6 protein-coding genes and 1 pseudogene are annotated in these 13,567 nt (G+C 47.3%); all 7 read right to left on the minus strand.

Annotated elements, in window-relative coordinates; all coding sequences use genetic code 11:
- Window positions 1-2,822 (minus strand): InlB B-repeat-containing protein (locus tag LAT77_RS10420; RefSeq protein WP_290564502.1); only part of this gene is annotated, 2,822 nt, incomplete at its 3' end.
- Window positions 2,823-2,997: 175 nt separating this feature from the next.
- Window positions 2,998-6,654 (minus strand): InlB B-repeat-containing protein, encoded by a 3,657-nt coding sequence (locus LAT77_RS10425; protein ID WP_290564503.1) that lies wholly within the window; start codon window positions 6,652-6,654, stop codon window positions 2,998-3,000.
- Between the two features lie 129 nt (window positions 6,655-6,783).
- Window positions 6,784-7,503: a hypothetical protein gene (locus tag LAT77_RS10430; RefSeq protein ID WP_290564504.1), complete on the minus strand. Its 720-nt coding sequence runs from the start codon at window positions 7,501-7,503 to the stop codon at window positions 6,784-6,786.
- Window positions 7,500-8,825: a hypothetical protein gene (locus LAT77_RS10435; RefSeq protein ID WP_290564505.1), complete on the minus strand. Its 1,326-nt coding sequence runs from the start codon at window positions 8,823-8,825 to the stop codon at window positions 7,500-7,502. Before LAT77_RS10435 ends, LAT77_RS10430 begins: the two co-directional genes overlap by 4 nt.
- 24 nt (window positions 8,826-8,849) lie before the next feature.
- On the minus strand, window positions 8,850-10,181 hold the full coding sequence (locus LAT77_RS10440; protein WP_290564506.1) for a hypothetical protein: 1,332 nt from the start codon (window positions 10,179-10,181) through the stop codon (window positions 8,850-8,852).
- A gap of 212 nt (window positions 10,182-10,393) precedes the next feature.
- A pseudogene (locus LAT77_RS10445) lies at window positions 10,394-12,124 on the minus strand (SLC13 family permease); the annotation flags it as partial.
- Window positions 12,125-12,148: 24 nt separating this feature from the next.
- Window positions 12,149-13,567: a sulfate adenylyltransferase subunit CysN gene (gene cysN, locus LAT77_RS10450; RefSeq protein ID WP_290564508.1), complete on the minus strand. Its 1,419-nt coding sequence runs from the start codon at window positions 13,565-13,567 to the stop codon at window positions 12,149-12,151.

The following is a 13,567-nucleotide window of genomic DNA, read 5'->3' on the forward strand; positions in this document are numbered from 1 at the left end:
AACCGGACGGTGAAGGTGTTAATATCGTACTGCGCGGTGACATCGAGGTTTGCCGTAATCACATCAAACGCAACGCTCCAACCGGTGAAGGTATAACCCTCACGCTCTGGATCTGCTGGAGCAGTTGCTCCTTCGTTCCAATTTACGGTTTCGGTTGCGATGACGCTGTCATCCCAATCCAAGAACCGGACGGTGAAGGTGTTGATGTCGTACTGCGCGGTGACATCTAAATCTGAAGTCACTGTAGCAAAGTCAACATCCCAACCACTAAACGTGTATCCCTCGCGCGTCGGTGATTCAGGAGGTTTAGCTGGCGAATTCCATCTTACCGTCTGCGTTAATAACACGCCCCCATTCCAGTCTAAGAATCGAACCGTGTAAGTATTGATAACCAGAATCGCGTTTATCGTTAAATCGCTAGTAATAGCGCTGAAATCAGTGTCCCAGTCGACGAAACTATAGCCCGTCACACTTGGTGTACCCGGGTCAAGTGCAGCACTACCGTGTTCAACCTGTTGTTGGTCAAACTCTTCACCGTTAACGAAAAAAGTCACGGTATATTCGTTAATCGCGAAATTCGCAGTCACTGACAAGTCAGCAGAAACATTCGTGTCAAGACGCGCTGGACTCGTCAATCCGTCGCTCCAATCAACGAATGAATACCCAGTATCGGCAATTGCAGCGACTTCGGTACCACTTGCGCCCTCATTAATTATCTGCGTTTGGTTGCCGACAATTCGACCGCCAGGCCCTGCGGTATAGGTCAATGTATACTCAGCAAGCCATTGCGCGTATAAATGAATATCCTCCGTGCCAGTGGTCACTGCTTCGCCAGGCTCATAGTCCAGCCCAGTGCCATCTTGTGAAGTATTCCAACTTGTGAAGTTATGATTAGCCAACGCTAGTTCATTGGCGTTTCCGACAACAAAAGACTTGTTCGTCGATAAACTATGACCAAGCTCTGGAACAATGCCGCTAGCTCCATTCGCGTAATAGGTCACATACACCGGTGGTGTCCCATCATGTTGAAAAGATCCAATATCCGGACTGCCTGAGCGGCTATAACCGCGTTGATCTAAATCAGGCACCCCATCCATGATTAACCCAGCACCGTTGGTAGGGCTTCCTTGAGACCACGCTACCACCCAAACGTTACCGCCGTAGTCGTTGTAAAAGTCAAAAGTTCCTGGGCTTACATCCATGACATTAATTGGATTTATGCGGTTGTCTTCAGGCAAATCTCTAATTATTGAGTGACGCACATTGAGCTGTGCCTGAACTGATTCATGAAGGAAGAATTCATCACGCGCCCCCTGTGTAAAGTTCCCATCAACAACATTATTAACAAGCTCCACGGGCATATCTCGTTCGAAAACTGCATAAAGAGCAATTCCTGCGCCTTGTGTCCCTTCTCCATGTAATGTGTTTCCCACAAACGTGGAATTGAAAATACCAAAATCAGATGGGTTGTGTACGCTATCAATTAAAATACCGCCGCCTGCTACGTGCGGATTAGACCACCCTACGGCATCTACTAAATCAACTCTGTTGTTGTAGAAGGTTGAATTTACAATTGTTGCTCCTGCCCAGCTGTGGATACCACCACCACCGATGAATCGCCAATTCGGGCCTGTTACAACGCGATTATTCCAGATTGTACAGCTATCTAGAACCAAACCACTTCTCGCATAAATTCCGCCACCTGAAGCGGTACCGGGAGACAAGCCGTCAACTTGATTGTTGTGAACCTCACAATTTCGCATGGTAATCGGACTTTCAGCTCGAACCGCTCCGCCATAGGACATATCGCCGGAAAGGCTACCATGACGAATCGTCATATCGGAGAGCAATACGTCAGTTAGCATCGCCGGTATATTAAAAACTCGTCCATTCGCAACGTTTGGCTCAGCTGCGGCTTGAACGATCGTTAATCCGACCCCCGCTCCAATAATTGACAGGTTCTTGTCAATAACAATGTCTTTTTCCGTATATGTCCCTGCCTCCACTCGAATAATATCGTCGGAATTCGCAGCAGCTATTGCAGCCGTAATCGTTGAATAATCGTGACCAGAGCCTACCCAAAGTTCATCACGGAATCTGAGTGACAAATCGTTTGACAATGCATTGCGCATATCCTCCGCAGAGCCATTCTCAAAGGCCGCATCCTGAAAGGACAAACTAACTTCAACGTTATCTCCCCGCTTAGCGGCATTGGCTTGACCTACGAAAAACAACTCAAGTTCAACATCACCTTGCTTAATTAATTTTGCGGTGAGTCCGTCGGGTAGGTTATCAATGATAGCGTATCCAAAATCGATGAAGTCATCTCCAACATTGCCTGCGAAGAATTGAATATCTTGGTTAACGATTGTAATCCGAGCGGATTGTTCGAAAGACCCAGCGTTCTCGAACGACTCCAAAAAATCTTTAGTTGAGAAAGATACCCGAGGTCCAGCGGGGACAACTCGAATATCATGTTCGTCTTCGTCGCTATACCAGTCATCTACGTAGACCCATCCGGTTTCTGGTGGCGTTTGTGCATTGCTAGGGTTGAAAGCTTCTTCAACGGGAGTATTTAAGTTATAGCTCATCGACCATCCAAGTCTTCCATAGAAAAGATAGCGAACATAATAAGAATCTTCAGTATCCGTTATTTTAATATAATAAGGTCGATCTTGATGCGTACCCGCTTCGGTGTATATGCCGTTGAAGCTTGGTAAGAGGACACCTGACACCTCATACTCAACGTATTCACTCGCCTGAGTATGAGTGTGAAGCAAAAAGAAAAGAATAATTAAACTAAAGATAGCGCGCGCATTCATGGGCAACGTCCTTGTAATAAATGCACATGCAAACGACTGCTTAACTGAATGACTGTGCGAGAGTGGTAAACGAATGACCAAAATAACATAATTTAAACATCGTTTCAAAAACTGTATAAAAACGATAGGCTAGAATTACCGCTGCAAGTCATTATTTGCTTCAGTCAATATGGCCTTAGAGTTGGTTTTCAGTTCGGCGGATAGCTTCAATAATCAACAATAATGATCTTCTTCGTTTTAACTCTCTCGGCGTTGCTTCGAATTCCAGAATAATTTCACAGTCATTGACAATACCCGCAGTGCGATACATGTTGTCATCATCTACAGCACCGTCACACCCGAGGGCACTGACAAGTTGCGCCTGCGGTTGAGGCTCTACCAAAAATTCAATCTGTTCACCATGTGCCACCATAAACAGACTTGGAATAGGTAACCCCGGACCAATCACGTTGACTGTAACGGTGTAATAATTTATTTCATACTTTGCAGTCACGTCCAAGTTTACTGTAATCACATCAAACGCCGCGCTCCAACCAGTGAAGGTATAACCCTCACGCTCTGGATCTACTGGAGCCGTTGCTCCTTCGTTCCAGTTCACGGTTTCAGTTGTGAGGACGCTATCATCCCAATCTAGGAACCGCACGGTGAAAGTGTTGATGTCGTACTGCGCGGTCACATCGAGATCTGACGTAACCGTAGTGAAACTAACATCCCAACCGTTGAAGGTATGGCCATCACGCTCTGGAACCGCCGGCGCTGTTGCCTCAGTATTCCAATTCACCGTCTGTGTCGACAACACCGAACCATCCCAATCGAGGAACCGAACGGTAAAGGTGTTGATGTCGTACTGCGCGGTGACATCGAGATCCGAAGTGATCGTCGTGAACCCAACATCCCAACCGGTGAAGGTGTGGCCATCACGCTCTGGAACCGCCGGCGCTGTTGCCGCTTCATTCCAATTAACTGCCTGCGTTGTCAGTACCGAGCCATCCCAATCCAAGAACCGAACGGTAAAGGTGTTGATGTCGTATTGTGCAGTGACATCTAAATCCGAAGTCACAGCTGCAAACCCAACATCCCAACTCGTGAAGGTGTGGCCATCACGTGTCGGATCCGCAGGCGCGGTTGCGGCTTCGTTCCAGTTCACAGTTTCCGTCGACAACACCGAGGCATCCCAATCCAAGAACCGAACGGAGAAGGTGTTGATGTCGTACTGTGCAATCGCATCTAAAGATGAGGTGACTGAGGCAAGGTCGACACTCCAGCCCGTAAACGTATAACCATCGCGAGCAGGTGCAATCGGCGCTGGTGCACTGCTACCATGTTCAACATAAACGGTTACAATTAGATTATTTTCATGATCATAGAAATTGACCGGATAGGTCTTGATCAGCAAAATAGCATTTACCGTTAAGTCGCTCGTAACATCGCTAAAATCAACATCCCAATCGATGAAATCATAGCCCGTTACCGTCGGCACACCGGGATCAACTGCACCGCTGCCGTGCTGAACGGTTTGCTGATCAAATTGAACACCATTAACGAGAAATGTGACTGTGTATTCACTTAACGCAAAGTTAGCAGTTACCGACAAATTAGAAAAAACATCCATATCCTGACGAGTCGCACTGGTCACCCCGTCACTCCAATCAACGAACGAATAACCCGTATCCGCAATTGCAGTGACCGCTGATCCACTGTCCCCCTCAATTACGGTCTGCGAAGCGTCACCGTCAATAAAACCACCAGTACCCGCCACGTAAGTCAACGTGTAATGCAACACATCCGGCAGCCATTGCGCGTATAAGTTGATATCGGCTATGTCTGCGATGACAATTTGTCCCGGCACGTACTTCACACCCGAACCATCCGGAGAGCTGTTCCAGCCATCGAAATTTAAATCCTGCAAAGCTAACCCGTCGCCATTGCTTACCGTGAAGGCTTTACCGCTCGACAAACTATGGCCAAGCTCCGGAACACTGCCACTGCCGCCATTGGCGAAATAAGTCACATACACAGGAAGCGTGCCATCATATTGAAAAGCACCAATATCTGGATTGCCTGACCGGCTAAAGCCACGCTGATCGAGATCCGGAACACCATTAGTTATGACGCCAGCCCCAATAGCTGGACTGCCAGACAAAAGCTGAAAGCCATTCGTGTTGCCGCCGTAATTGTCTAACACATCAAGCAGTGGGGGCACATTCATAGTGTTCTCGAGTACAAACGGCGCGGAGCCTGATGAGTCAACTAAATCAATAATCGAATGCCGGACATAGACAGTCCCATCACCCGCATTGACATAAACATCCTGTCCATCGATCGCCAGAATCGATTCATTGTCGGTAATAACGCTATTAATAATTTCGTAATTTGCAGCGCTATTTGACTGATTAAACACAATGCCGCCACCTTCGCCAACGGAGCTATTACCCACGATCGTCGAGTTAATAATTCGCACACTTGCAGAGGTTTGTGACAAAAGAGCACCACCACGCATATCCGCCGAGCCACTATTTTGAGAGGTAAGATGATTCGCTGTAAAAGTCGAGTTCACGATCGTTGATGAGCCGCCAACATAAAGTCCAGCGCCTCCAGACGTGACCGCGGTAGATAGATTCAATTCATTCTCGTCGATAAGACAATTCTCGAGCCGAAGACCGTTTTCAGCATACACGCCTGCACCAAAAGAGCTGGAAGTTCCTTCAGCTTTATTCAACGTAATATGGCAGTTACGAAGCGTGAAAAAACTGTTGGCTAATATTCCCGCGCCATTCAGTCCTTGTCCTCGGAGATGACCGTGCCGAATGGTTAAATCAGAAAATAGGACATCCGTCAGATTAAAAAACACCCTAAATACACGTCCCGTCGGCGCAAGCGGTATCCCACCGCCGGGCGCTGTGATACCTGCGGTTCCTGGGGTTTCAGCCGCCTGCACGATCGTTTGCCCTGCTCCAGCACCAATGATCGACAGGTTCTTGCTAATAACAATATCCTTTTCTGTATAGATACCCGCAGCCACTCGAATAATATCGAAATCTTGCGCGGCACTCACCGCTGCGGCAATTGTTCCATAATCACCTTCATCGCCAACGTTAATTTCATCCCGGAATTGTAGTGTGATATCACTCCTGACTGCACCAAGGGTCTCATCTGGAACTGTTCCCAAAGGCCCAGTAAACGCAGAATCATTGAAAACAAACGTGACGTCGTCGACAGAATTTGCGCGTGCCGAAAATACAGCGTTCCCCTCAAAATAGACTTCAAGCTCAGTTTCGCTTTGATAGATTACTTTAGCAGTCAGACCATCGGGGAGGTTTGTGACTGTCACTCGACCAGTATCGATAAAGTCTTCGCCCACGCTGCCATTAAATTTATACCCGAGTGCGTTATTGTGGGTTACGCGCGAAATTTGTGGGAATGTCCCGTCGTTAGAGGCGGATTCTATCCAGATTGTCCGGGAAAAAGTAATCCTTGGCACATGACGAGTTAGTTGAAAGTTGTTTAAAGCGGGAAGGAAGGATATCCAGCCGGTTTCCGGCGGTATTTCAGATTGACTTTGGTTAGTAGCTAGAGGGATCTCAGTCAAGCTTCTGGCGAAGCGCCACTCACCGGATTCTGAATCGGGACTATGAAAATAGAGGTAAGCGAGCGGCATGAAGTAAATGTCGTTCTTCGTGTAGACAGGCTTTCCATTCAACGTTGAGAACTGCGAGTAGATTCCGTTAAGGTTTGATAATTCGCCAGTTACGCCAGATACCTCATATTGATTGGCCTGCGAAGAAACAGAAAAGAAGACGAAAAACAAAGCCACCAGGGTGCGTGCATTCATGCGCTACTTCCTTTGTAAAGCGCACATTGAAACGTCTTCGTTATGCGCGGCTGCGCTGTTTAATTTTTAAACAGCGGATGCCGAAATATAACAAAGCTTTGACAATAAAGACACTAATAACGTTTAGGGCTATTGCTCCAACAAGATAATCAAGTTTAATAGAGTATTGCGACGACGCTGAGTTGCTCGCTCAACGACACTGACAAACTCAAAGCTATAGTTGCCAATCGTCAATGTTGTACGGATCGTTTGACCTGGATTGCCGTCAACAAAATGACGTACGCAGATTGTATCGCCAGGGTATAAGAGCACTTCACCGCTGATATATTCGCCTGTACAATTCAACGAGATCTCACCGTTATTCACAGTGACAACGACCGGGCCATTGATTCCACGAATTGCGATAGGTGCAGACTCAGCATAGCGACCATCTTGGGCATCTTGGTAAACGGGAACATCTATTGGCTCGGGATCACTCGTACTCAGCGCAATGAAGTCCGCACTCAACTCACTTGACTGCATAATACGAAACTGGCAACTTTCTGCGACCGAACATGTCGCATGACTCCAACCGATAAAATAGGAACCGACATCAGCATGGGCGTCCAACTCTACCAAGGTTCCAGAGTCCAACTCGACTTCACAAGCTGCACCGCAGTCAATGCCATTGCCGAGTACTAACCCCTCGCCAGAGCCAGTTCGATTCACGCGCAGTACTACCGGTGTTGACCATTGCGCTTGGTTCCAATTGGACTCGTTCCAAACTAACGTCTCCGCACTCACTCGGAAAACGCTCGCAACACCAATGACGAGGAGCACTGAGGTTAATATAAAATTTTTGTTTTTCATTCGTTTAACACCGCGTCACGAACCAATTGATAAAGAATATTTATGTCTTCTCCGCCCATGCAGCGTGTCTCTGGATGATCACGCAACAAGTTTATATTCGAGATGTTAACTTGTGAGATTCCTGAGCAACTTAATCGCGATAAATCGACAACACTATTGCTGTCTATTTGAGCATTCCCATTACTCGCATTTAAACGCCCAATGAACTGCGTTTCACTGGCATTCAGACTCGATTGATCACGAATATCCATCTCGCCTATCGTCACTTGCCGCACATCAGCAATCGAATGTCGGGACAGCCGAAAAGTTTCAGTCACTGTTCCACCATTAAGTTCAACAAGACTTCCACGACCCGCACTAACGGAATGAAGAGTCGTAGGCTGCCTGATGATTAACTTACTGGCATCAATATTAACGTTTGTTTGATTCGATAATTGATAGGCCGTCATCGTGCTATTGTTAATTAAATGGACGGAGCCGTCGCCCACGGTCTCTAGTTCATGTTCCCAAACATTCCAATGGGAAGAACTTACCATTGTTGAAAATTGGCTGGCTTCGATATAAACATGGCCCGCTTGCTGAAAAGTCGAAAAGCCCAAATCAACACCCATTTGAACCTGCCGAATTGCGACATCCCTCCAAGTCACAATACTCGCGCCATTTAAAGCTAAGATGCCCGTTTCAAAATTAACTATTTCGAGTGCATTCATTCCAACTGTCGCACCCTCACGAGCGACAACACCGGTTCCGCTGCCCTTACCAAAGAACGTGACGTCAGACAGCCCACCTTTGGCATTATTGTTATAGTAAACGCCATGGACATCCGCATCGCCCAAGTAAATATTCAAACGCGACAAGAACAGATTATCATCGGTGCCCTGCAAACTAACACGATTTGTATCAGGGTGAGGCACAATGCTCGCACGATTTTCAGGCGCTGGGCCGATACCAAGTAGCCATATATTCTGGCCTCGACGAAACTCCGTCGCATCCTGCCAAAAACTCCCGTAGCATTCACCCTCGAGGCTAATCCGAACATCGTCAAAATTGACGCCTTCCCAAAGCGCATCGCGCAATGCATACGGATTTTCATGACAATTGGCATGCTTAGCAAAACGAGCTTTACCAGCCGTACTCTCATCAAAGCGCTTCATCAAATCAGCAATTTCGGCAGCCAAAAAGCTGAAGTTTTCATTCACCTCCTCTGCTTTTGCTGGGGTGCCGGGGCTGAATTGGTGGGGAACATCAACTTCTTGGGCGAAAATTGGCCAAGACAAGATGCCGCTAACCGCAACAATCTTTAGCATTTGAATTTTTTTCATATGGTACCTGTTTTTGTAAAAACTTTAGTTGATAAGTGCGTCGCGGAATACATCATAAAGTCGATAAACGTCCGTTGAAGTCAAACATCGAGTTTCGGGATGGTCATTTAACCAATCGACCGACTGCATATCAATATGCGAAAATCCAGTACATCGAACACGTGAGAGATCTATCGACACCGAACCTTCAAATGAAGCGCTGGCACTATTCACTTGTAAATTACCTTGGTACGTCGAATCTCTGCTCCGCAGCGTAGCATAGTCTGAAATTGCAACGTCATTGGTAGTTACATTATTTAAATCAACAGTGGCGTTTCTTCCCACATCAAGCTTTGCTGCAATGGTTCCGCCACCTAACTCTAAAAAGCTTTGGCGATTCGCACTTAAACTATTTGCGGTAATGTGTTCGCTGACAATTACATTACTTGCATTGATGCTAATATGTGATTGATTAACGAGATAGCGTGCTGAATATGTACTTCCGCGATTCAAATGTATCGATCCTTGACCCAAAGTCATAAGCTGCGAGTCCCAGTTGTTCCAACTCGATGTATTGATCATTGCAGCGAACTGCGCAGCATGAACTTCAACATCACCGTTTTGTTGAACTGTTGAATTATTTAAATCGATCCCAGTATTAACGGATGTAATGAGCACATCACTAATTTGAAAATTGGCCGCATTAATACCCGAAATACCAAAATCAAAATTATCAATATTAGTTGCGACCACTCGGACTGAAGCTCCTTCGGTTGCTCTTATTCCTGCACTAATCCCACGTCCACTTATAGTAACTGTTTGTAGGATGCCAGTTGCATTATTTGCAAAGAAAACACCGTTGCTATCATTCTCACCCATTTCTAACTGAAGTCGATACAAATATAAGCCGCCATCAACCGAAAACAAGTTAGTTCGTTGGGAAATTGGCTCAGGGATAATGCGTGGATTACTCTCACCTGTTGCGGCTACGCCGGTTAGCTGAATATGTTGACCTCGTTTAGCCCCAACACCAGCTTTAAAATTTCCGTAACAAGCGCCTTCGATAACTAATGAAATAAATGTGTACTCTAGACCTTCTGCATACGCATCACGCAATCCATAAGGATTCTCAGCACAATTCACATATTTTTGAAAAACATGGTTATCTGCAGGACTTGCCTCAAACCGTTCAAGCACTTCAGCAAGTCGAGAACCTAAAAACGCGAAGTTCTCATTCACCTCCTCTGCTTTTGCTGGGGTGCTGGGGCTGAATTGGTGGGGAATATCAACTTCTTGGGCGAAAGCAGAAAGTGAGAAGAACGTCGACAAAAGTGCGACAGTAGTCTTCCGTGAGGTACCCTTAATATGACGAATCATTATTCCATTCTCTCAAAGTGACTTGAACTTTACAGAAAGTTAACATTTGCAACTTCAAATTTCAAACCACGCATTCAACTTATCGTTTTCGAACGGCACTCTGGGTCTGGCATTCGGGGTCGGAGCCGGAGTGAAAAAAATTGCGGCTCCGAGCCGGAATGGTAGCGTATTGATTTTAAAGGGGAAGCTATTTTTGGTAGGGAGAGTGAAGGTTAAAACGGGAAAACGCGGGGGATTAAGAGTATACACAAGCTGATATAGGTGATGGCGACTGGCACACCGGTGAGCAGGAAGTGCTTGAGTTGGTAGCTGCTGGCGTTGAACACCATCAGGTTGGTTTGATAGCCGTAAGGGGTTAAGAAGCTCGCTGAAGCGGCAAAGGCCACTCCCATCACCATCGGGAAGGGGTCAACGCCCATACCGAGTGACAAGCTATAGGCGATAGGAAACATCAATGCCGCGGCTGCGTTATTGGTAATCAACTCAGTGAGCAAGTAGGTGAGTAAGAAAATGCCAATAAAGGTCACAATCGGCGCATGACCGCTCAATGACGTGCCCGCAAAGGTGCTTATCCAGTCCGCCATTCCTGTGCTCGCCATCGCTGAAGCGATGCACAAGGCGCTGGTTACAATCAGCCAAATCTCGACTGGGAAACGGCGTTTAATTTCGTTCACGGTCAGGCAACCGGTAAACAACAACGCGCCGAGTAAAAACAAACTTCCGACAAATAATGACGCACCGGTCGCGACAGTTGCTGTGATCATGCCGAGAAAACCCCAGATGGTCAGTTTCTCGCGCCAGCCTGCGAGCATGTCGTCGGGCGTTACGCCACTGAGCACATAGAAGTTCTTGGCGATGTTTGGACGCGCTGCGAAGTCAGGGCCCGTCGCTAGCAAGAGGAAGTCACCAGGTTGCAGACGTACTTCACCGAGCTTGCCACTAATTCGTGCACCATCTCGCCGCAATGCAACCACGGCGGCGTCGAAACGCGCGCGAAAACCAGTCGATTTTAATGTTCGGCCCACGAGCACCGAATCTTCTTTCACAATCACTTCGGTCAACGACTGCGTCGCTAAGCCATTTTCGTCAGCAAACAGTATCAAGCCGGGAAACTGCTTCAGCACCATCACTTTCTCGACGTTACCGGAAAACACCAGTTTGTCGCCCGCTTGCAGCACGTCATAACGGGCTACCGGCCGAATGATGACTTGCTCACGAATAATTTCGGCCAAAAACAAGTCGTCGAGATGACGTAAACCAGCCGCTTCCACCGACTTACCGATCAGGGGGGAGTCCGCTGTAATTTCTGCCTCGACAAAGTATTCGTTAACGGTACTCTTTTCCGTGGCCACGGACGGCAGAAACCAAGTCATGACAAACAACACCAGCATGCCGCCCGCTAAAACACCTAACCCTACCAACGTAAAATCAAAGAATCGAAAGCCCGCATGACCCGTTTCAGTAAACATCGAATTGACAATCAAGTTCGTTGACGTGCCAATCAGAGTCAATGTGCCGCCCATAATCGCCGCGTAAGACAAAGGAATGAGCAGTTTGGTCGGCGCCACAAACTTATTTGAACGCACCGCATTCAGTAACGCAGCAACAACTGCCGTGTTGTTTAAAACCGAGGAGGCTAATGCAGAAAAGCCCATGACTCGCCAGGTTGATCCGGCGACCGATGGGCTAAACAGTGCACTTGAAATTCGACGTAAAACCGAAGTTTTTTCTAAAGCAATCGAGATCAACACGAGCATGACCAGTGTCATCAGTCCCGAGTTCGACGCATTTCGCAACATCGTCTCGGTTGACACCCAACCTACCGCAATGGTGACCAACATGGCGCCACCAAAAATCGCCGTCGCTCGCTCTTGGTGACGAATCAATGCCACCACCATCAATACCAGCAAGCCTAACAACGCAATCATTGGCAGCGTCATACTCGGATCCCTTTTTGAAAAAACGAACTAAGATTTCAATAAGTCCTTTGCACCCCAATGCGGGAAGTGCTTGCGAACCAGTGCATTGAGTTCAATTTCGAACTCACTGTAGTCATGCTTTTCCGCCGCAACTTCGTGAGACTTCAAGGCTTGGTCAATCATGCCAGCACCCACAGTCACATTGGTCAAGCGGTCAATGACAATGAAGCCACCGGTTTGCTTGTTCACTTGGTAAGCATCGAATGCAACCGGCTCATTCACCTTCACATCCACCAAGCCAATCTCATTCAATTCTAACTTGCCGGCGTCCACTTCCTCGAGCGTATTCACATCAATACGATGGTGAACCTTTTCAATTTCACCTGAAGTCAGCTTACAAGTGAATTTTAAATAGTACTCACGATGGGGCTCCATCGCTTTTTCATGCATCCACACCATTTTCGCCCGCAGACGCGACGAAACATGCGGCAGCTCGTCTTTGCGGACAATCATATTGCCGCGCGACACATCCACTTCATCACTCAAGGTTAATGTCACCGCCATCGGTGCACGCGCTTCGTCTAGCTCGCCGTCAAAAGTGACAATTGATTTTACCGTGGTAATCGTCCCCGACGGCAATACCCGAACCGTGTCGCCAACACGAATTGCGCCAGACGCAATCGTGCCTTGGAAGCCACGAAAATCCGAATTTGGACGCGAGACTAATTGCACCGGAAAACGAAAATCTTGATTGTCCGTGTCGGCAGCAACTTCAATGTTTTCTAAATATTCCATCAGGGTCGAACCACGGAACCAGCTCAAATGCTCCGACGGATTCACCACATTGTCACCGCGCAAGGCAGAAATAGGCACGAAGCGAATATCAGGAATATCCAATGCACCCGCAAGCTCTAAGTATTCAGTTTGAATTTCTTTGTAGCGCTCTTGCGAATAATCGACCAGATCCATTTTGTTCACCGCGACAATGACGTGCTTAATGCCGAGCAGTGAACAAATAAAGCTATGGCGACGGGTTTGTACTTGTACGCCGTGCCGCGCATCGACAAGAATAATCGCAAGGTCACAGGTCGACGCACCGGTCGCCATGTTACGCGTGTATTGCTCGTGTCCCGGGGTATCGGCAATGATAAATTTGCGTTTGTCCGTCGAGAAATAACGATACGCAACATCAATGGTGATGCCCTGTTCTCGCTCAGACTGTAAGCCGTCGACAAGCAACGCCAAGTCCACTTCGTCACCTTGGGTTCCAGACTTTTTCGAGTCTTCGGTAATGGCCGCCAGCTGATCTTCAAAAATCATTTTACTGTCATGCAATAAACGGCCGATCAGGGTACTTTTACCGTCATCGACGCTACCGCAGGTAATAAAGCGCAATAGCTGCTTACTTTCATGCTGTTTCAAATAGGCAAGAATGTCTTGTTCAATTAAAGGAGATGCATGACTCAT

This window comes from Aliidiomarina sp. (genome assembly GCF_022565475.1).
Lineage (GTDB): Bacteria > Pseudomonadota > Gammaproteobacteria > Enterobacterales > Alteromonadaceae > Aliidiomarina.

Bases quoted from the DNA above. Each gene is read 5' to 3' on its own strand.
- LAT77_RS10425 (WP_290564503.1), bottom strand. From the start codon at position 6,654: ATGAATGCACGCACCCTGGTGGCTTTGTTTTTCGTCTTCTTTTCTGTT.
- LAT77_RS10430 (WP_290564504.1), bottom strand. From the start codon at position 7,503: ATGAAAAACAAAAATTTTATATTAACCTCAGTGCTCCTCGTCATTGGT.
- LAT77_RS10435 (WP_290564505.1), bottom strand. From the start codon at position 8,825: ATGAAAAAAATTCAAATGCTAAAGATTGTTGCGGTTAGCGGCATCTTG.
- LAT77_RS10440 (WP_290564506.1), bottom strand. From the start codon at position 10,181: ATGATTCGTCATATTAAGGGTACCTCACGGAAGACTACTGTCGCACTT.
- cysN (WP_290564508.1), bottom strand. From the start codon at position 13,567: ATGAGTCATGCATCTCCTTTAATTGAACAAGACATTCTTGCCTATTTG.